This is a genomic window from Clostridium sp. MCC345, assembly GCF_018785345.1.
GTDB lineage: Bacteria > Bacillota > Clostridia > Lachnospirales > Anaerotignaceae > Anaerotignum_A > Anaerotignum_A faecicola.
The window spans coordinates 170,632-189,896 of the sequence record NZ_WQPP01000064.1 but is presented as its reverse complement, the minus strand read 5'-3'; the positions used below and the strand labels follow the sequence as shown (position 1 = coordinate 189,896).

Annotated in this window: 23 protein-coding genes and 1 riboswitch; of the genes, 15 read left to right on the top strand and 8 right to left on the bottom strand. The window is 50.3% G+C overall.

Features of this window, described 5'->3' with window-relative positions; all coding sequences use genetic code 11:
* The first annotated feature begins 79 nt into the window (after positions 1 to 79).
* The 9 genes from GPK49_RS12035 to metK all read left to right on the top strand — a co-directional run bounded on the left by GPK49_RS12035 (position 80) and on the right by metK (position 7,968).
* Positions 80 to 541: a GTP pyrophosphokinase gene (locus GPK49_RS12035; protein WP_215678183.1), complete on the top strand. Its 462-nt coding sequence runs from the start codon at positions 80 to 82 to the stop codon at positions 539 to 541.
* Positions 513 to 1,223 (top strand): DNA alkylation repair protein, encoded by a 711-nt coding sequence (locus GPK49_RS12030; RefSeq protein WP_215678180.1) that lies wholly within the window; start codon positions 513 to 515, stop codon positions 1,221 to 1,223. Before GPK49_RS12035 ends, GPK49_RS12030 begins: the two co-directional genes overlap by 29 nt.
* An 88-nt stretch (positions 1,224 to 1,311) precedes the next feature.
* On the top strand, positions 1,312 to 1,929 hold the full coding sequence (locus tag GPK49_RS12025; protein ID WP_215678177.1) for a precorrin-2 dehydrogenase/sirohydrochlorin ferrochelatase family protein: 618 nt from the start codon (positions 1,312 to 1,314) through the stop codon (positions 1,927 to 1,929).
* A complete protein-coding gene (gene hemC, locus GPK49_RS12020) occupies positions 1,926 to 2,789 on the top strand; it encodes a hydroxymethylbilane synthase (protein ID WP_215678175.1) in 864 nt (287 codons plus the stop codon). The genes GPK49_RS12025 and hemC overlap by 4 nt, the downstream gene beginning before the upstream one ends.
* Positions 2,786 to 4,309 (top strand): uroporphyrinogen-III C-methyltransferase, encoded by a 1,524-nt coding sequence (cobA, locus tag GPK49_RS12015; RefSeq protein WP_215678162.1) that lies wholly within the window; start codon positions 2,786 to 2,788, stop codon positions 4,307 to 4,309. Before hemC ends, cobA begins: the two co-directional genes overlap by 4 nt.
* Complete coding sequence (hemB, locus tag GPK49_RS12010) at positions 4,306 to 5,271, top strand: porphobilinogen synthase (RefSeq protein ID WP_215678159.1); 966 nt, start codon at positions 4,306 to 4,308, stop codon at positions 5,269 to 5,271. The genes cobA and hemB overlap by 4 nt, the downstream gene beginning before the upstream one ends.
* Positions 5,272 to 5,275: 4 nt before the next feature.
* Positions 5,276 to 5,827, top strand: a complete 552-nt coding sequence (locus GPK49_RS12005) for a DNA-deoxyinosine glycosylase (protein WP_215678156.1) — start codon at positions 5,276 to 5,278, stop codon at positions 5,825 to 5,827.
* 84 nt (positions 5,828 to 5,911) lie between these two features.
* Complete coding sequence (locus tag GPK49_RS12000) at positions 5,912 to 6,403, top strand: GAF domain-containing protein (RefSeq protein WP_215678154.1); 492 nt, start codon at positions 5,912 to 5,914, stop codon at positions 6,401 to 6,403.
* A 147-nt stretch (positions 6,404 to 6,550) separates the two neighbouring features.
* Positions 6,551 to 6,650, top strand: a riboswitch (SAM riboswitch).
* A gap of 139 nt (positions 6,651 to 6,789) precedes the next feature.
* Positions 6,790 to 7,968: a methionine adenosyltransferase gene (metK, locus tag GPK49_RS11995; RefSeq protein ID WP_016407637.1), complete on the top strand. Its 1,179-nt coding sequence runs from the start codon at positions 6,790 to 6,792 to the stop codon at positions 7,966 to 7,968.
* A 230-nt stretch (positions 7,969 to 8,198) separates the two neighbouring features.
* Here the strand turns inward: metK and GPK49_RS11990 are convergent, their stop codons facing one another.
* From GPK49_RS11990 to GPK49_RS11980, 3 genes are read right to left on the bottom strand one after another with little or no spacing between them, the layout of a single operon-like run.
* Positions 8,199 to 9,179, bottom strand: a complete 981-nt coding sequence (locus GPK49_RS11990; protein WP_215678152.1) for a biotin--[acetyl-CoA-carboxylase] ligase — start codon at positions 9,177 to 9,179, stop codon at positions 8,199 to 8,201.
* 32 nt (positions 9,180 to 9,211) lie between these two features.
* Positions 9,212 to 9,613 (bottom strand): DUF1284 domain-containing protein, encoded by a 402-nt coding sequence (locus GPK49_RS11985; protein WP_215678150.1) that lies wholly within the window; start codon positions 9,611 to 9,613, stop codon positions 9,212 to 9,214.
* A complete protein-coding gene (locus GPK49_RS11980) occupies positions 9,610 to 10,161 on the bottom strand; it encodes a biotin transporter BioY (protein ID WP_215678147.1) in 552 nt (183 codons plus the stop codon). The genes GPK49_RS11985 and GPK49_RS11980 overlap by 4 nt, the downstream gene beginning before the upstream one ends.
* Positions 10,162 to 10,320: 159 nt before the next feature.
* Here GPK49_RS11980 and GPK49_RS11975 point away from each other — a divergent pair, with 159 nt between their 5' ends.
* The 3 genes from GPK49_RS11975 (at position 10,321) to GPK49_RS11965 (ending at position 12,795) form a co-directional block, all read left to right on the top strand.
* Positions 10,321 to 10,548, top strand: a complete 228-nt coding sequence (locus GPK49_RS11975) for a FeoA family protein (protein ID WP_016407641.1) — start codon at positions 10,321 to 10,323, stop codon at positions 10,546 to 10,548.
* Between the two features lies 1 nt (position 10,549).
* The gene (gene feoB, locus GPK49_RS11970; protein WP_288690663.1) at positions 10,550 to 12,439 is read left to right on the top strand and encodes a ferrous iron transport protein B; all 1,890 of its coding nucleotides are present in this window, start codon (positions 10,550 to 10,552) and stop codon (positions 12,437 to 12,439) included.
* A gap of 74 nt (positions 12,440 to 12,513) precedes the next feature.
* The gene (locus GPK49_RS11965) at positions 12,514 to 12,795 is read left to right on the top strand and encodes a hypothetical protein (protein WP_215678144.1); all 282 of its coding nucleotides are present in this window, start codon (positions 12,514 to 12,516) and stop codon (positions 12,793 to 12,795) included.
* Between the two features lie 53 nt (positions 12,796 to 12,848).
* On the opposite strand, the gene spo0A is transcribed toward GPK49_RS11965, so the two are convergent.
* The 3 genes from spo0A to GPK49_RS11950 form a co-directional block, all read right to left on the bottom strand.
* Positions 12,849 to 13,634, bottom strand: a complete 786-nt coding sequence (spo0A, locus tag GPK49_RS11960; RefSeq protein WP_215678141.1) for a sporulation transcription factor Spo0A — start codon at positions 13,632 to 13,634, stop codon at positions 12,849 to 12,851.
* A gap of 525 nt (positions 13,635 to 14,159) precedes the next feature.
* On the bottom strand, positions 14,160 to 15,062 hold the full coding sequence (gene rsmA, locus GPK49_RS11955; protein ID WP_215678137.1) for a 16S rRNA (adenine(1518)-N(6)/adenine(1519)-N(6))-dimethyltransferase RsmA: 903 nt from the start codon (positions 15,060 to 15,062) through the stop codon (positions 14,160 to 14,162).
* Between the two features lie 12 nt (positions 15,063 to 15,074).
* Entirely contained in the window at positions 15,075 to 15,572 is a 498-nt protein-coding gene (locus GPK49_RS11950) for a COG2426 family protein (protein WP_318283910.1), read from the bottom strand.
* A gap of 298 nt (positions 15,573 to 15,870) precedes the next feature.
* Here GPK49_RS11950 and GPK49_RS11945 point away from each other — a divergent pair, with 298 nt between their 5' ends.
* Entirely contained in the window at positions 15,871 to 16,734 is an 864-nt protein-coding gene (locus GPK49_RS11945; RefSeq protein ID WP_215678135.1) for a MurR/RpiR family transcriptional regulator, read from the top strand.
* Between the two features lie 220 nt (positions 16,735 to 16,954).
* On the opposite strand, the gene GPK49_RS11940 is transcribed toward GPK49_RS11945, so the two are convergent.
* Positions 16,955 to 17,476, bottom strand: coding sequence for a DUF6648 family protein (locus GPK49_RS11940; RefSeq protein ID WP_016406802.1), 522 nt, complete (start codon positions 17,474 to 17,476; stop codon positions 16,955 to 16,957).
* 88 nt (positions 17,477 to 17,564) lie between these two features.
* On the opposite strand from GPK49_RS11940, the gene GPK49_RS11935 reads away from it, so the two are divergent.
* Entirely contained in the window at positions 17,565 to 17,984 is a 420-nt protein-coding gene (locus GPK49_RS11935; protein WP_215678133.1) for a hypothetical protein, read from the top strand.
* On the opposite strand, the gene GPK49_RS11930 is transcribed toward GPK49_RS11935, so the two are convergent.
* Positions 17,953 to 18,504 (bottom strand): DJ-1 family glyoxalase III, encoded by a 552-nt coding sequence (locus tag GPK49_RS11930; RefSeq protein ID WP_016406804.1) that lies wholly within the window; start codon positions 18,502 to 18,504, stop codon positions 17,953 to 17,955. The two genes, GPK49_RS11935 and GPK49_RS11930, sit on opposite strands and share 32 nt — an antisense overlap.
* Before the next feature lie 125 nt (positions 18,505 to 18,629).
* On the opposite strand from GPK49_RS11930, the gene GPK49_RS11925 reads away from it, so the two are divergent.
* Positions 18,630 to 19,256, top strand: coding sequence for an L-2-amino-thiazoline-4-carboxylic acid hydrolase (locus GPK49_RS11925; protein ID WP_318283909.1), 627 nt, complete (start codon positions 18,630 to 18,632; stop codon positions 19,254 to 19,256).
* Positions 19,257 to 19,265 lie beyond the last annotated feature (9 nt).

Here is a 19,265-nt window from a genome sequence, read left to right as displayed (position 1 = left end):
AAGCTGCGGAAAGTTTGCCTTTACACCGATTTTTTCCGATATTATACTAAGATGAGTGAAGCCGAAAGGGGAGAGAGCTATGTTGGAAAAGGCGTTGATTCTGGCGGCAAAAGCGCATACGGGGCAGGTCGATAAGGGCGGTGCGCCCTATATCCTTCATCCCATTCGGGTGATGCTTGCCTGCGAGGGGGAAAAGGAAAAAATCGTTGCCCTTTTGCATGATACTCTGGAGGATACCGCTTTGACCGCGGCAGACCTGCGGCGTGCGGGCTTTTCGGAGGAAATCGTGCAGGCGGTGTGCTGCCTGACGCGTGGGCAGAAGGAGGATTACATGGATTATATTGCGCGCATCTGCGAAAATGCGCTGGCGGCGAGAGTGAAGTATGCCGATTTGCAGGATAATCTGGATATCAGTCGCATCCCTAACCCGACAGAGAAGGATTTTGCCAGAATCCGAAAATATGAACAGGCAATGAAAAGAATTACGAGATCAATCAAGGGAGGACGGGAGCATGGAGCATTGGACACAGGAACGCTATGACGCGTTCCGCAGGGAATTGTATGCACGGCAGGAGGAAGCCTATCGGCAGTTTCATACAAAGCTGCTCCGCTCAGATTTGCCCGTTATCGGTCTGCGCGCGCCCCTTCTGCGGAAAATAGCGACAGAAATCGCCAAGGAGGACGGCGCGAGCTTTTTGCGTATCTGTGGCAGAGGAACCTATGAGGAACGTCTGCTCTATGGCTTGGTGGCGGCGGCACTGCCTGTTTCCTATGCGGAATTTCTGCCCTATTGCGACACCTATACGGAGACGATTGTCGAAAACTGGGCGCATTGTGATGGCTTCTGCGCCTCCTTGAAAAAGCGAATCAAGGGACATGAGGCGGAATTTTTCGAGCATATCAAAAGGTATCTGGCTTCCGAAAATCCGTGGGCGGTGCGCGTCGGGCTGATTCTGATGCTCAATTATTATCTCACCCCTGCATATCTTCCGGCAGTGCTGGAGCGGACAGATGCCGTCCAATCCGAGCAGTATTATGTCCGTATGGGACAGGCATGGCTGCTGGCAACGGCTTGGGCGAAGGACAGGGACACCTGCAGGGCGTATCTTTCGCATCATCATCTGGATGCTTGGGTATTCCGTAAGTTCATTCAGAAGGCGTGTGAGTCTTATCGTGTTTCGGCGGAGGATAAGGCATATCTGCGCAGCCTGCGGAAGAAATGAAAGAGATTCTTTGCTTTGAAATCATGTGAAAAAGGTGTATACTAAGATTCTGAATCAATGAGAGAGAAGAATCGAGCGGAGGAGAAGTATGAGTTATTTTCCCTTTTTTGTGGAGATTGGGCAGAAGCGCTGTCTGGTTGTGGGCGGCGGAACGGTTGCTTTCAGAAAAATTGAAAAATTGCTGCCCTTTGGCGTGGAGATAACGGTGGTTTCTCCTTCTTTTTGTGCGGAAATCGAGCAGACAGAGGGCATCTGCCGCATCCGCAAAGAATTTCAGGCAGAGGATGTAGAGGATATGAGCTTTGTCATCGGCGCAACAGATTGCGAGGCTGTCAACGCGAGGATTGCTGCTGTCTGCCATGCAAAGCATATCCCTGTCAATATTGTGGATGATGCTGAAAAATGCAGCTTTTTCTTTCCGGCTCTGGTGAAGCGGGGCGCATTTGTCGCAGGCTTTTCCACAGGAGGCGCAAGCCCCTTAGCGGCACGCTTCATCCGCGAGCAGATGGAGGATGCCATCCCCACAGGCTTTGCCGATGTGATAGACGTTATGGCAGAGGTGCGCGGTCGCATGAAGGCAGCCTTTGCGGACAGCGGAAAAAGAGAACAGGTACTGCGGCATATTTTCTGCCTTGCCTTAGAGAAAAACGGGAATGTATCCCAAGCAGAAATCGAGGAAATCATAAGAAAGGAGGGGGAGCAGTGAAAAAGCTGAGAGTCGGCACAAGAAAAAGCCTGCTTTCTGCCAGACAGACGGAGCTGGCGCTGGCGGCACTGGCAAAGGTGCATCCTGCCTTGGAAACCGAAATTGTCCCCTTCCACACAAGAGGGGATCTGATTCTGGATAAGCCCCTCTGGGCAATCAGTAATCAGGGGAAGGGCGTTTTTGCGTCCGAATTTGAAGAAATGCTTCTGCGCGATGAAATTGACATTGCCATTCACAGCGGCAAGGATCTGCCGGTGCTTCTGGCAGATGGTCTGGAAATCATTGGCGTGCTCAAACGGGATGACCCACGAGATGTGCTTGTCATGCCGAAGGGGAAAAAAGCTGAGGCTTGTAAAATCATCGGCACGGGCAGCCTTCGTCGGGAGCAGTGCGCGGCAAAGGTTTTCCCTTGGGCAGAATGTCGGCTCATTCGCGGCAATATTCAGACGCGTCTGCAAAAGCTGAAGGATGGGGAATATGATGCCATTCTCCTTGCCAAGGCAGGGCTTGACCGTATGGGCATCACCGAAGCGGATGGCTATGCCTTCCGCGTTCTTTCCCCTGAGGAATTTCTCCCTGCGGCGTGTCAGGGGATCATCGTTGCCGAGGGCAAACGGGAATTGTCCTCTCTTGTCGGCGCAATGACCCACCCCGAAACGCAGTATATTTTTGAAACGGAGCGCGCGGTGCTGCGGCTTTTGGGTGCGGATTGCAGTGCGCCTGTGGCGGCGTTTGCCGAAATGGAAGGGGAGGTCATCCGTCTGCGTGCGATGTATGGGGAAGGCTATGCCGAGGGCAAGGCACCCGTTGCGGCGCGTTTGCAGCTGGCGGCGGAGGTAGTCGGGAGGTTGCGGAAATGAGCGGAACGGTTTATCTGGTTGGGGCAGGCTGCGGCAATCCCGATCTGATTACATGGAAGGGTCTGCGCCTTCTGCGGGCATGCGATGCAGTGCTCTATGATGATTTGTCCTCCCCTAAGCTTCTGGAGGAAACCCGGACGGACTGCGAAAGGCTTTTTGTCGGCAAGCGTTATGGCAGACATTCCATGCCGCAGGCGGAAATCAATGCCCTGCTTGTTGCCAAGGCACAGGAGGGAAAAACGGTTGTGCGGCTGAAGGGCGGCGACCCCTTCGTGTTTGGCAGAGGGGGCGAGGAGGTGCTTGCCTTGCAGGCGGCAGGCATCCCGTATGAGGTGGTTTCGGGCGTGACCTCTGCGGTTGCGGTGCCTGCGGCGGCAGGGATTCCCGTCACCCATCGGAGGCTTGCGCGCAGCTTTCATGTCATAACAGGGCATACCGCGGCAGATGGCGCAGAGACACTGACGGAACAGATAGATACCCTTGCAAAACTGGAAGGTACGCTTGTTTTTCTGATGGGTCTGCATCATCTGGAGGAAATCACAAACGGCTTATTGCAGGGCGGCAAGCCTGCCGATACCCCTGCGGCTGTCATTTCCAGGGGAACAACCCCTAAGCAGCGGGTTGTCCGCGCGAAGCTGTGCAATCTGGCAGCGAAAACAAGAAAAGCCAATCTCGCCGCCCCTGCCGTCATCGTGATTGGCGAAACGGCAGGAATGCAGCTTTCGGGCACAATCGAGTATCCCCTATACGGCGTGAAAATCGGCGTAACCGGCACAAAATCCATCACGAAGAAGCTCAGGAACCGCTTAGAGGAATTGGGTGCGACTGTCACGGAGCTGGATTACGCCACTCTCGTTCCCGATTGGGAAAATGAAGCCTTAGAACAGGCATTGCAGGGCATCACCGCCTATACATGGGCGGTATTCACAAGCCCTAACGGGGTTGAAATTTTTTTTCAGGCACTGCAAAAGCGGAGAATCGATATCCGCACACTGGCGCAGCTGCGGTTTGCCGTCATCGGCACAGGCACAGCCGCCGCTCTGGAAAAGCGCGGCATTTATCCTGCCTTTCTGCCCAAAACCTACGATGTGGAAAGCCTTGCGAAGGGGCTTTGCAGTGTGGTCGGTGCGGATGAAAAAATTCTGATTCTCCGTGCGGCGCAGGGTTCTCCTGTCCTGACGGAGATTTTAGCAAAAGAAAAGAAGCAATACACAGATGTAAAATTATATGACATTGCCATTGATGCCGAAAAACGCCGCTTTACCCATGAAGCAGCCAAGGAAATGGATTTTATCACCTTTGCGAGCGGCTCGGGCGTGCGCGGCTTTTTTGCACAGGGCGGCACAATGCCCCAAGGCACAACGGCGGTCTGCATCGGTACCTCTACCGCGAAAACGCTTGCGTCCTATGGGGATTTTCCTGTTTTGACGGCGCAGACCTTCAACGTGGATGGCATCATAGAGGTGATTTTGGAAGAAGCAAGCAAAACAAAAACAACCGAAAAGGAGACGGACAAATGAGAAGATTCAGAAGACTGCGCGGCTCAGAAGCCATGCGGAGGTTGGTGCGCGAAACCAGAATTTCCGCAGAGGAGATGATTTACCCCATTTTTGTGATAGAAGGGGAGAATATCAAAAATCCGATTCCTTCTATGCCGGGCGTGTTCCAATATTCCGTTGACCGCATGGATGAAATGCTCGCAGAGGTGGCGGCAAGCGGCATTGCAGGTGTGTTGATTTTCGGGATTCCCAAGGAAAAGGATGCGGTCGGCTCGCAGGCGTATGCTCCGGACGGCATCACCCAGAGAGCCATTCGCCATATCAAAAAGAAGTATCCCTCTCTGCTTGTGGTTGCGGATGTTTGCCTTTGCGAATATACCTCGCATGGGCATTGCGGCTTAGTTGAGGGAGAGCATATTTTAAATGATGAAACCCTGCCCCTTCTGGCGAAAATGAGCGTCACGCTCGCGCAGGCAGGTGCGGATATCATCGCCCCTTCGGATATGATGGACGGGCGCGTGGCGGCAATTCGTCATGCTCTGGATGAAGCGGGCCTTCTGCATATCCCCATCATGGCGTACAGCGCGAAATTTGCCTCCGGCTATTACGGCCCCTTTCGGGATGCGGCACATTCCGCACCGCAGTTTGGGGACAGACGCTCCTATCAGATGGATGTCTGTAATAAAAAGGAAGCCCTGCGTGAAATTGAGGACGATATCGAGGAGGGAGCAGATTTTTATATCATCAAGCCTGCCCTTGCGTATCTGGATGTGGTCGAAGCGGCGGCAAATCGCTTTGATTTACCCATTGCCGTCTATAACGTCAGCGGCGAATATGCCATGGTGAAGGCGGCGGCACAGCAGGGCTGGATAGAGGAAAAGCGGATTGTCATGGAAAATCTGATTGCCATGAAGCGCGCAGGTGCCTCCATCCTGATTACCTATCACGCGCTGGATGCGGCAAGCTGGTTGAAAGAGGACTGATTGCATGAAGAAGGAGAAAACAGCGAAAACCGAAGAAAACGAAAAGCACTGGGAGCGGGTGACGCAGGAATTTGCCCCCGTCTGCGATGCAGATTGCAGGGTACTGATTCTGGGGACAGCCCCCTCTAAGAAATCTCGTGAGGTTGGCTTTTATTACGGTCATCCGCAGAATCGCTTCTGGAAAATGCTTGCAGCAGTGACGGGCGAGAGGGTTCCCCAAAGCATCGAGGAAAAGAAGGCACTGCTGCTGCGCAACCATATAGCTCTGCATGATGTGATTCATAGCTGTGATATCATCGGGAGCAGTGACAGCAGCATTAAAAATGTGGAGCCTGCCGATTTGGAGCGGATTCTTGCCGTTACAGGCAGGGTCGCTATCCTCTGCAACGGCGGCACGTCCTATAAATTATATCGAAAATATCAGGAGGAGCGATTGGGGATTTCTGCGGTGCAGCTTCCCTCGACCAGCCCTGCCAATGCGGCATGGAATCTGGAGCGGCTCTCTGCGGCATGGGGCGAGGTGCTTTTGCCCCTTTTGAGAAAAGAGGAAGAATAGAAAAATTTTTCTTGACAGATGCCTGTGGTTTCCGATATAAAAATTATAAAAAACAAAAGAGAAAGCAGAAAGGAAGGATTTGTTATGGCATATATCCCTGTGGAATATCCTGCGGAAAAAGGTGCGTTTTACGCGCTTTTGAAGGAACAGCTTGAAAAATATACGGAGAACGAAACAGACGAAACAGCAATTCTTGCGAATGCGTCTGCGGTTCTGGGCATCGCGCTCAAGGACATTAACTGGGTTGGCTTTTACATGGTAAAGGGTGAGGAGCTTGTGCTTGGGCCTTTTCAGGGTAAGCCTGCGGTCAGCAGAATCGGCTATGGCAAGGGGGTCTGCGGCACAGGCTGGGCGGAAAAACGCACACAGCTGGTAGCAGATGTGCATTGCTTCGCCGGACATATTGCCTGTGACTGCAATTCCAATGCAGAAATAGTTGTGCCATTGCTGAATGATGCAGGAGAGGTGCTTGGCGTTCTGGATATCGACAGCCCCGTCAGCGGCCGCTTTGATGGTGACGATTTAGACGGTCTGGAAGCAGCGGCGGCGCTTCTGGCAAAGAAAATCGCAGGCTGAGCAAAAAAGATATGATGTAAAACTGTCTTGTTTTTCCGCTGTTTTGCGGCAGTGTCCTATGCAATTTGTGGGAATTGCCCGAATCAGCGGATTTTTTATTGACAGACATCCATTTTCCCGATAAAATACAACAGGAAGTGAATAAAGGACTTATCAAGAGTGGTTGAGGGACAGGGCCCTGTGACACCCGGCAACCGGCGGAAACGCATCGGTGCTAATTCCCCCGCAGCATTGCGGAAGATGAGATTGATGCAAAAGCCCTGCGGGGCTTTCTTTTGTTGAAGAAGAAGCAAAAAAGGCTTTCGGAAAAACAATGCAAACACGTCTCTCCTTAGAAAACTTTATTCACAGTCACTAAACATTTGTGTAAAAAAGGAGAACAAAAAATGAGCAGAAGATTATTTACATCCGAATCTGTTACAGAGGGACATCCCGATAAAATCTGTGACCAGATTTCCGACGGCGTGCTGGACGCACTTTTGGCAAAGGACCCCAATTCCCGTGTTGCCTGCGAAACCTGCACCACAACAGGCATGATTATGGTTATGGGCGAAATTACAACAGAGGCTTATGTTGATGTTGAAAAAATCGTCAGAGAAACCTTGACAGAAATCGGCTACACCAGAGCAAAATACGGCTTTGACAGCGAAACCTGCTCCGTTCTGACCGCTATCCACGGACAGTCCCCCGATATCGCACTGGGCGTTGATCATTCTCTGGAAAACAAAACAGGCGCGGATGACAGCGAATTTGATACAGGTGCCGGCGATCAGGGCATGATGTTCGGCTTTGCCTGCGATGAAACAGAGGAACTGATGCCCCTGCCTATTTCCCTGTCCCATAAGCTGACAAGAAGACTGGCAGAGGTGCGTAAAAACGGTACACTGGCATATCTGCGCCCCGATGGCAAGGCACAGGTGACAGTGGAATATGAGGACGATACACCCGTAAGAGTGGATACCGTTGTTGTGTCCTCTCAGCATGATCCCGATGTGGAGCATAGCCAGATTGAACAGGATATCATCGAAAATGTAGTGAAGAAGGTCATCCCTGCCTCTCTGCTGGATGAAAACACAAAATATTACATCAACCCTACAGGCAGATTTGTTATCGGCGGCCCTATGGGTGACTCCGGTCTGACAGGCAGAAAGATTATCGTGGATACCTATGGCGGCTATGCGGCACACGGCGGCGGCGCATTCTCCGGTAAGGACCCTACAAAGGTTGACCGTTCCGCTTGCTATGCGGCAAGACACGTTGCAAAAAATATTGTTGCCAGCGGCATTGCAAGAAAATGTGAGGTACAGCTTGCTTACGCAATCGGCGTGGCACAGCCCGTTTCCATTCTGGTAAATACCTATGGCACAGGGAAGCTTTCCGATGAAGAAATCACAGAAATCGTAAAGAAAAACTTCGACCTGCGCCCTGCGGCAATCATCAAAAACTTCGATCTGAGAAGACCCATCTATAAGCAGGTAGCGGCTTATGGTCACTTCGGCAGAACCGATTTGGATTTGCCTTGGGAAAAGCTGGACATGGTAGATGTATTCAAAGAAAGAATCTAAGCCGACACCCTAAGTCGAAAGCAGGCTTTCGACTTGTTAAGACAGAGGAATAAACAGACGAGTTCCATCAGCTTAAAAGCCTTGAAACTCGCTGTTTTCCTCGAGTGGGCGAAGCCCCCTCTGCGGATTCCATTCGGGACGACGCTTCGTTTCCCGAACCCTTCCGCTATTTGACAAATGGCTATATACGAAAAGCCTTCCATGAAAATGGAAGGCTTTTTTGTGTGATTTTAATTATATAGTCCCTTAATGCTGATTTCTCCACTGGAAAGTGCCTCGCTTCGTCCATCGGCATAGCGCACCCTCAGAGAAAAATCATCCCCGATGGCAACCGCAAAGGCAGGTGCTTCCTCTGTACCGCGTACAACGGTGATTTCCTTTCCTGTTGTGATGTTGTCCCTGCGGTAGGCCTCCAGATATTCCGTTTTTTCCTTCGGCCAAGCCCGACACATGCTGTCAAGCTCCCGAATCAGAGCGGCGGCAAGCGCTGCGCGGGAATGGGCTTTCCCTGTTTCCATTGCCAAGGAGGTTGCAATGTGCCGCACCTCCTCGGGGAAATCCTCCGCCTGTCCGTTCACGTTAATGCCAATCCCGATGATGAGGTACTGAATATAGCCGCTTTCGCTTTCCACAGACATTTCCGTCAGAATCCCACAGATTTTTTTGCGGTCGATGACTAAATCATTTACCCATTTGATGCCTGCACGCACGCCGCAGACCTCCTCGATGGCATTATTTGTGGCAACCGCCGTCCATGCCGTAATCTCCACGATATCTGTCGGCAGGGTGTCGGGATGAAAGAGGATGGAAAGATAAATTCCGTTATCCTGCGGAGAAGCAAAGGCACGCCCACGTCTGCCTTTCCCCTGTGTCTGCTCGTTGGCGAGCACCACCTGCCCGTTTGGTGCGCCCGCAAGTGCCAGCTCACGCAGACGGTTGTTGGTCGAATCCACGGAAGCCAGACATTCCACCGTCTGCATGCGCGCTTCATCCAGATAGGCGGCAAGCTCCTGCGCGGAAATGCTGTTCGGTACGGCATCCAGATGGTAGCCCTTATTTGTCGAGGAGGAAATCTCATAGCCATCCGCGCGCAATGCTTTTACGGCAGTGTTGACCGCCGCGCGGCTTACGCCCAGAAGTCGGCTGATGTGTTCCCCTGAAATATAATCGTTTTCTTTTCTCAAAATCGCAAGAACTGCGTCCTTTGTCATAGTATCACCTCTTGTTTATCCTACCATAGAAATCACAGACGGTACAGAGCCTCTTTTTCTTTGCAGATGCTGCTCCATTGACACCCGCCGCAGATTTCGCTCCGCTTTCCTTGGGAAAGAATATATTCTGCTACGTGTGCCGCAAATTCTCGCCAGGGCAAAACGCTGTGTTCCTCCATGTCGCAAAGGGAAAGCACCTGTCTGTCATAGCTTTGCACCAAGTCTGCACTTTCGCAAATGCCGTTTGCAAGATGGGGGCAGCCGCCGCAAATGCAGTCCGCCTCCGCAACAACTGTAACGGTTGGGTTTTCCTGCTCCAAATATTCCAGAATCTGCGCCATGTGGGCAGTAAAGCCAGTGCTGTAGCCCTTTCCCTCAAAGAAAGCAAGGCACATCCCATGATGTGCCCGCAGCTTTATTTCTACATTTTTCATGCAATCACCTTCCGGAAACGCTCCGTCAGAAGCAATGCAATCCCAATCTTAATCAGATCGGGGATAATGAAGGGAATGACGCACCATCCCAGAACGGTACCCAAGCCAACTGCGCCGGAGGTTTTTGCGTAAACCGCCATAAACCAGAGCGTCCCGATGGCGTAGCAGACTACCAGACCAAGCACCATGGAAATGGCAAGCACAATTTTACCTCTGCCGCAGACGGTCTCTATGCCCCACATCAGCAGAGCAGATGCCAGAAAGCCGATAATATAGCCACCTGTTGTGCCGAACAGAACGCCGACACCGCCGGAAAAGCCTGCAAATACAGGCAGACCTACCAGACCCAGCAGGATGTAGACAAGAACTGCAAGACTGCCGCGCTTGCCGCCCAGAAGCCCGACTGCCGTAAAAACACCCATCGTCTGCAAAGTGAAGGGGACGGTTGTGGGAATGGAAATCCACGAGCAGATGGCAATCAGTGCGGCGAAAATCCCGATAAAGACAATATCTCTTGTTTTGTTTTGTTGCATTGTTGTTGTATTCATGTTTCTTACCTCCGTTTTTTGGAAGTATAACATAGGCGGCTTTTATTGTCAATGATAAAAAATAAAATGGTTTACAATCAAGAGAATCCATTTGACAAGCACCCGAACCGCCTCCTTCGGATATATTGAATATATCAAACCATTGAAGGAGGAATGGATATGCCCAAGAAGCTGACGGAAATTCCTGTGGAATGTCCTTGCTTCGTGCAGGAGGTACGGGGAGAAGGCTATCTGCGTCTGTTTGATCTGGGCTTTTTCCGAGACAGTCGGGTTTTGCCGCTGTATGAATGTGCGGGCGGCGGCACACGAGTGTATCGGGTGAAGGATACGCTGATTGCTCTGCGCGATGCCGATGCCGCGCGTATTTTTGTGGAGGAGGGGATGTAGGATGCCTGAGAAAACACGCCTGCGGATTGCTTTGGCAGGCAACCCCAATACGGGGAAAAGCACCGTTTTCAATGCACTGACCGGGCTGAAGCAGCATACGGGCAACTGGGCAGGGAAGACCGTCGGCAATGCAGTCGGGGAATTTTCCTTTGGCGCATGGCAGGCGAAGCTGTATGACCTGCCGGGCATTTATTCCCTGTTTTCCGAATGTGCCGAGGAGCGCGCCGCTAAGGATTTTATCTGCTATGAGCAGCCGGACATTGTCCTTGTGGTTCTGGATGCGACCTCTCTGGAACGCAATCTTCCTTTGGGGCTGCAAATTATGGAGCTGACGGAAAATGTGATTTTCTGTCTGAATCTCACCGATGAAGCGGAGAAAAGGGGCATTTCTGTGGATGATGTGCGTCTGGAGAAGCTGACGGGTGTGCCTGTGATCAAAATGGCGGCAAGGCAGGGCGTAGGTCTGCTAGAGCTCAAGGAAATGCTCCTTGCCGTGGCAGAAGGGCGAAAATCCATCCGGCCCATAGGCATTGATTGGGATGCCTTTACCCCTGAAACGGAAAGCGGCTATCATTCCGCGGAATTTCAGGAAAAGCGCTCCCTTGCCTTCCTTTCTCGCGCAAAGGAAATCTGCGATGCAGTGGTGCAGAAAAAAGAGGAACGCGATAGCCGCACCGAGCGCATGGATAAAATCCTGCTTTCCCCGAAAACGGGTATTCCTTTTATGCTGCTCCTGCTGGGCGGCGTATTCTGGATTACGGTGGCAGGGGCAAATGTACCGTCCGAATTTCTCATGCGGCAGTTCCATCAATGCGGTGCTGTGATGCGAAACGGCTTGCTGACATTGCAAGCACCCCTTTGGCTGCAAGGACTGCTACTGGATGGCGTTTGGCTGACGGTGAGCTGGGTGGTGGCGGTTATGCTGCCGCCGATGGCGATTTTTTTCCCGCTGTTTACATTGTTAGAGGATTTCGGCTTGCTGCCACGGATTGCCTTTAATCTGGATGGCTTGTTTCAAAAGGCGGGGGCGCATGGGAAGCAGGCATTGACGATGTGCATGGGCTTTGGCTGCAATGCCGCAGGGGTCACAGCCTGCCGCATCATTGAATCCCCCAGAGAACGCCTGATCGCCATCCTCACGAACTGCTTCGTTCCCTGTAATGGGCGTTTCCCGACGTTGATTTTGCTTTCGGGCTTTTTCTTTGCAAGGGGAAATCCTATTGCCGCAGGCGGCTTCGTGTTCCTTTTGATTGTGCTTGCCGTCGGCATCACGCTTGCTGTTTCCTTTTTGCTGAGCAAAACCATACTGCGCGGTGTGCCGTCCGCCTTTGTTCTGGAGCTGCCGCCGTATCGCCGCCCGAAGCTTTGGGATGTGATTGTCCGCAGTATGCTGGACAGAACGATTTTTGTACTCGCCAGAGCGGTGACGGTTGCCATCCCTGCCGGCGCAGTCATCTGGCTTTGTCAGAATATCATGGTGAATGGGCATACGCTCCTGTACGGCATGGCAGCCCTCTTGGAGCCGCTTGGCGCACTCATGGGACTTTCGGGCGTAATTCTTATGGCATTTCTGCTTGGGATTCCTGCGAATGAAATCGTCATCCCCATCCTTCTGATGGTCTATAGTCAAAGCGGCACGCTGGTAGAGGCGGAGGGCATTGCACAGGCAGGTGCCATCCTCGCTGCCAATGGCTGGACATGGGTGACGGCAGTCTGCGTGATTCTTTTCTCGCTGAACCATTTCCCCTGCGCCACTACGCTTCTGACCATCCGTAAGGAAACCGGCAGTCTGCTCTGGACGGGGGTCAGCTTTTTTTTGCCGACTGTGGTCGGTGTGCTGCTCTGCATCGCGGTACATCTGCTTGCATTGCTTGTTGGTATCTTTTTTTGAAAAAATATTTTCATCAAAAAAAATTGGTGCTATACTAATCTATAGCTAGAACAAAAGAGAAATGGGGGATTTGTATGAATGAGCAATTATATAAGCTGCTGCAAAAGGCAAGAGAGGATGTGGAGCTGCGTAAACGCATCTGGGCAGTGAAGGAGGCAAAGGACCCTGCTTTGGCGCTGTGTGAGCTTTGCACTGCAGAGGGCTTTCCGTTGACTGTGGGTGGTTTGTTTTCCGAGCAGGAGGAATTTTTCTGCAACCTGTTCCGTAGCTGCAATGGCAGTGCCGTACAGCCCTTGGATGGCTGGGATGACCCCTTCGATATGTTCTTTGCCGCTATGGAGGCGTTGGAGAAATAAAAAAAGGCATGGCATGATGCTTTTCATGCTGTGCCTTTTTTTGTTCTGTTTTTTCAGCTTGCCTTCATTTCCAGCCGCAATCTGTCTGCAATCAGTGCAATAAATTCCGAATTGGTCGGCTTGCCCTTATGGTTATTGATTGTGTAGCCGAACAGCGCATCAATCGCATCCACCTTCCCGCGGTTCCATGCAACCTCAATCGCATGGCGAATGGCGCGTTCCACACGGCTGGGTGTGGTGTTGCATTTCTTTGCGATGGAGGGATACAGTTCCTTCGTGATATAATTCAGCACATCCATATCGTTGACACTCATGATGATTGCCTCGCGCATGTAATGATAGCCGCGAATATGTGCCGGCACACCGATTTCATGCAGAATATTCGTCACCTTTGTTTCTAGGTCGTACACGGCAGTGTTTGCGGCAATGGGGGCAACGGCTTTCAGAAGCGGCTTCTGCTCCTGCATCAGCTGGCGAATCCGCTGTGTCAGCGCATCCATGTCAAAGGGCTTCACCATGTAATAGCTTGCACCTAAGTCCAGTGCCTTCTGCACCACCTTGTCCTGACTCAGCGCAGAAAGAATGATTGTAATCGGGCGATCGTCTTCCTCCGTTTTTTGCAGTCGTTCCAGAACGCCAAGCCCATCCAGACGGGGCATAATGCCATCAATCACCGCAACATCCGGGTGCGTATCTCTGATTTTATTCATGGCATCAATACCGTCCATAGCAACCGCTACCACAGTAATGTCCTCCTGTTTATTCAAATGATCGACGATGATGTCGCAAAAATCCTTATTGTCATCCGCCAAAAGCACTTTTATTGTATTTTGATTCAAAATAATCCCTCCCGTTGTAGCTTCCTGAATGTTTATGCAGAACTTCCTTGCTTTTGGGTTGATTATAGTATAGAAAATTTCCCCCGACAAGAACCATTCGTAGGACAAAAAAAGCCCGAAATGACAAGAAAAACCAAGATTTTCCGATTTTTCTCGAATCCGCGTAAAAAGCCCGCCGTATGCCGTCGAAGGATGTATGCTGAATTGGTAATAATTGGCAGAAAAAGGGGGATAATGCGGACGAAAATCTGTGAAAAAGAAGTCAATTTATGAAAAAACCTCATCTGTTTCAGATGAGGTTAGGGTGTCGACAAAGTCGACACCCTAAGTCGAAATCAGGATTTCGACTTGCTAAGACAGAAGAACAAACAGACGAGTTCCATCAGCTTAAAAGCCTCGAAACTCGCTGTTTTCCTCGTCGGAAATGAATTCCGACTGCGGATTCCATTTGGGAAACGGATTTGTTTCCCAAGCCTTTCCGCTACCTCAGAATTACTTTGTCTACAGTCTGAAACCTCATCTGTTTCAGATGAGGTTTCGTAGTTTTTGATTATATGCTTGCTTTTTTTGTGCGATTTTGTCGGTCAGTGCGGCAAATTCCTCTAAGCCCAATGCTTCCCCGCGCACCCGCGTATCCCAGCCAAGCTCCTCCAGAAGCTCCGCCAACTCCTCCTTGCTGAAGCCGAGGTTGCCCAGATGAAACAGGCAGTTCATCAATGTCTTTCTGCGCTGCCCAAAGGCACATTTCACCAGATGGAAAAATAGCTTTTCATCGGCTGTTTTTACCTTTCTCTCAGGCAGAACCTTTAGCGTAATCACCGCAGAAGCCACCTTCGGGCGTGGCATGAAGCATGCCGGCTGCACAATCATATCCAGCTTGGCATCACAGTAATACTGCACGGCAATGGAAAGCGCGCCGTATTCCTTTTCCTTCGGGCGTGCCTGCATCCGCTCCGCCACCTCCTTCTGCACCATAACGGTGATGCTGTCCACATGACGTTCGTTTTCCAGAAGGTCCATGATAATCGGTGTGGTGATGTAATAGGGCAGGTTTGCAACAACCTTAATCGGTCTGCCGTCGTTTTTTTCGCGGATGATGGCATCAATGTCCGTTTTCAGAATATCCTGATTCAGAATCTCAATATTGTCATAGTCTGCCAGGGTCTGCTTCAGAATGGGAATCAGCGTATTGTCGATTTCCACCGCAACCACCTGTCCTGCGTTTTCCGCCAGAACCTGCGTCAGAGAGCCGATGCCGGGGCCGATTTCCAGCACACAGTCCTCTTTAGTTACGCCTGCGCAGGCGGCAATGTTATCCAGAATATTGGAATCAATCAGAAAATTCTGACCAAAATTTTTCTTAAATGCAAAGCGGTTCGCTTCGATAATCTCTTTTGTTTTGCTGGGGGTTGAAATTCTTTCTGCCATGTTTTTCTCCTTTTAGATAATATTGCCGAGGATGCCGAAGCTGAGCACAGAAACAATCATGCCTGCCGTCAGAACGCCAAGCATAATGACGGGGAAGGTCTTTTTGGGGTCCATGTGCAGAAGTGCGCTGATGAGTGCGCCCATCCATGCGCCCGTCCCCGGCAGGGGCAGGGCAACGAAAAGATAGACCCCCCAATAGGCGTATTTTCGGATTTTGTCACTTTTCGCATCTGCCTTTCGCTCGCACCATTCCACCAAGCCGTGCAGAGGTGTTTTTTTCAGTACGCGAAAGATAAAGCGGATGAATAACAAAATAAAGGGAATCGGCAAAAGGTTTCCGATATATGCAATGATGAAGGTGGGCAGCCAGTGCATCCCCATTGCAAAGCCTGCAATAATGCCGCCGCGCAGCTCCAGAATCGGCAGCAGCGAAACGATGAATACAATCATCTCTCTGGAAACACTGCCCGATAAATGTTCTACAAACCATGTTGCTAGGGTTTCAGCCAAATCAATCTCCTCCTAATTCCTAAGGGGTTTTGTATCCGAATCTTCGGTTTTTACAACTAATATATTATACATGAACAGGGGGATAGGAACAATAAAGAATTTCTTAATTTTGAAGAATCTCTGCGATTTTCCGTAATTATTTTCTGTTGTTTTTGAAAGATTGTATTTTTTTCAGTAATATGCACGAATTTTTGTTTTTATATTGAAAAAAATTGTCTGATATGTTTCAATGTGAAAAAGAGACATTTGATTGCTTCAAAAAAACAAACAAAAAATATAAAAATAGAAGGTGAGAAGTATGACAGAAGAATTAAGAGCGCAGCTCATGGGTGTAAAGCTGACAAAAAAGGAGAAGCTTATTGCGGATTTTATACTGGATAATTTTGCGGAGGCGTGTTTTATTACCTCTACGGAGATTGCAAAACGGATTCACGTCAGCGATTCTTCCGTCATCCGCTTTACCAGAACGCTGGGCTACAGCGGCTTCATGGAATTTCAGAGGGCAATCCGCAAGGCATATACCGAGCGGATGAACAGCGTTTCCGATAATATCACCATTCCCTCGGAGCGCCTCAAGCTGAGCATTTCCAAGCTGGATCAGAGTGATATCGTGGAAAGCTATTTTTCCAATGTGATGCAGAATCTCAATTCCTGCATCAACCGAAACGATACCATTGATTTTGAACGTGCGGCAAGCCTGATTGCGGGCAGTAAGCGGAAGTTCATCGTCACCTCCCGTGCGAACAGCTGCATCGGGGATATGCTGCTGCTCCTGCTCAAGCATCTTTTGCCGGATGTGTATGAAACCTCGCATCCTGCGCTTAATGTGATTGACCATCTCTGTGATATTACGGAAAATGACTGTATCGTTGCGGTCAGCTTTCCCCGTTATTCTGAAATGGATTTTCTCGCAACCCAGATGGCGTATGATGCCGGTGCGAAAATTATCCTCATTACCGATAAGGCAAGCTCCCCTCTGGCGCAGTATGCAACCCAGATTCTGACCGTCAGCGTGGATAGTAATACCTTCTTCAATTCCTATGTGGCAGTGCTGTTTACCATGGAGCTGCTCTGCTCCTTCATCAGTAAGAAGATGGGCTATTCCACGGAAGCCAAGCTGGAATTGATTGATAAGTATCTTTCAAAGGTCGGTTTATTCTGAAAATTAAGTCGAAATCAAAAAGCCTGCATTTGCAGGCTTTTTTGTATGCCGAAAATCGAATTTTAAGCGGCGGAAGGGTTCGGGGAACGAAGCGTTCTCTGACTGGAATCCGCAGAGGGGGCTTTGCCCACTCGAGGAAAACAGGGCGTTTCAAGGCATTTGCCGCCGGAACGCATCTGTTTATTCTTCTGTTTCAACAAGTCGAAATCCTGATTTCGACTTAATATCTATGGTTCACATATTCATCAATCAATGACTTTCTGCTTTCCTCCTGAAAAACCCCTTCCTCGCGCAGACAGTTCAATATCAGCGGACTGGTAGAGTGCAGAATAATATTTTCCTCCTCAATCACAATTTCAAACAGCTTTCCCTTCAGAAACCTGCTTCGCACCTTCACGAAATACGCCACAACGCCGCGGAAATCCAGCATACGCAGTGCTGTCAGCGTTGCTCTGTCCTTCCTGCTGTAGTAATAATTGCTTTTCTCCAGATAATCCCGTTTCAGCTCATAGTCCATATCTCTTGTTGTGCTGATGGTCTTGTTTTCCTTCGCCAGCGCGTTGTAATACTGGTAATTGAATAACGCCTTTTCTACGGTATCCATGTTGCGGAACGGGCCGATATCCCCGTAAACCACTGCTTCGTAGTTTTTCTGAAGATATTCCCGCTTTGTCATATCGCCCTTGGCGTATTGGTCGATGAGACTCTGTCTGTATTTGAAATATTTCTGAATGGCATTCATAGCTGCGCCCTCTTTCCATCCTTTCCCGCTAGGCATGGCGGTGTTTGCCCTGTTACAATGGGGAAAAACCACGCAAGGGGGAAGTAGTATGCGGACTTTTTTGGAGTATTATCGGCGGAGCATACAACCGCAGATAGAAATGATAGATATTTTTTTGAAAACGGAACAACCGCCGTATGATAAGGCTGCTGTCGCAGAGGTACTCGGTCTTTCTGCCGAAGCCCTAACAGCGCGCATGCAGAAGGAGCACCTCGCCTACATCACGAAGGGCATCTTTTTTCGCCTGCTTGCGGAAGGGGAAAATTCGCTTGGCGGCATGCTGAAAAGAGCCGTTGCCTGCGGTCTGCCCGAACGCTATACACCCGAAACTGCGGCGTATGTGTTCGGTCTGCCCTTGGCGGCTGTCCGAGAAGCGGCAGAAAAAACAGATTGCTACTCTTTTTCTGAGGAGACCCTGCCGGTCTTGTTTTCTGAAATCATGCTTTGCGAAATACCAGATCTTCCGTAAGCGCGGCGGCTGTCTTTTCGTCCGTCAGAAGCTCTGCCAGTGCAATCGCAAAGGGGATGGCTGTTCCGGGCGCGCGGGATGTGATGACGTTTCCGTCCACCACAACCTCATCCGTAAGCGGTGCTGCGCCAATCAGCTTATCCTCGATGCCGGGGTAGATGGTTGCATGTCTGTCCTTCACGATGCCCAAAGCACCCAGAACCATCGGCGCGGCGCAGATAGCCGCAACCCATTTGTGCGCTTCGTGCTGCTTCAGTAAAAGTTTCGTCAGCCCTTCGTGTGCCTGTAGGTTAGTTGTGCCGGGCAGTCCGCCGGGCAGAACCAGCATATCGGCATCCTCCTCAATTTCTTCAAAAAGCAGGTCAGCTAGATAGGTTACGCCGTGTGCCCCTGTGACAGCCCTGTTTCCCGTAACGGAAACCAGCTTCGCATCCACGCCTGCGCGGCGCAGTAAATCAATGGGTGTCACTGCCTCCATTTCCTCAAAGCCCTCTGCCAGAAATACATATACCTTTTTCATGGGGAATCCCTCCTGATTGTCTTAGTGTGTCCAAGTAGTTTTATTTTACAGGAAAATCCCTGATTTTTCAACTCATGCCGCTTTCTTGTGGTATAATTAAAAATATTTGCAAGAGAGAGGAATGGATGGATGTGTTAAGATATGGAATAACGGCAAGAACGGTGGAAATGGTGTGCTTCGATGCGGCATTGGAGCGGCTTTCTTCTCTCTGCCCCGATTTGGACATCAATGCATATAAGAAAAGGGTAAAAAAGGAATATCGCGCCATGCTTGCGCGCACCCCCGATATCGGCGGCAGCTCGCTTGAGAAAAATCTTTATGTTGCGGCGTTTGTATTTTCCTTTTATAAGGCGGAGCCGAGCTGCATTACTCCTGCCATTGTGGATGAAATGGTAACGGCGGTGTTCGATTCTCCCTTTATGGTGAAGGCGCATAAAAATAAGAAATGCACCCTCTTTACCGAGTCCACACAGAATAAGAAGCGCAGAGAAAGCAAGGCAAGCCAACACTCGAAATACCCCCTCGACTGGAAATTTAAATATCGCGAGGGCAAGGATGAATTTTATAATACCTATACCGAGTGTGGCATCTGTAAGCTGGGTAAAAAAGAAGACTGCTTCGAATTTGTTCCCTGCCTTTGCAAGATGGATGAAAGAAGCTATTTCTATGAAGGCGGCGAGCTGCACCGTACCAAAACCCTCGCGCAGGGCGATGATTGCTGCGATTTCCATGTGACAAAACGGAAGAAATAACAGGAAAAG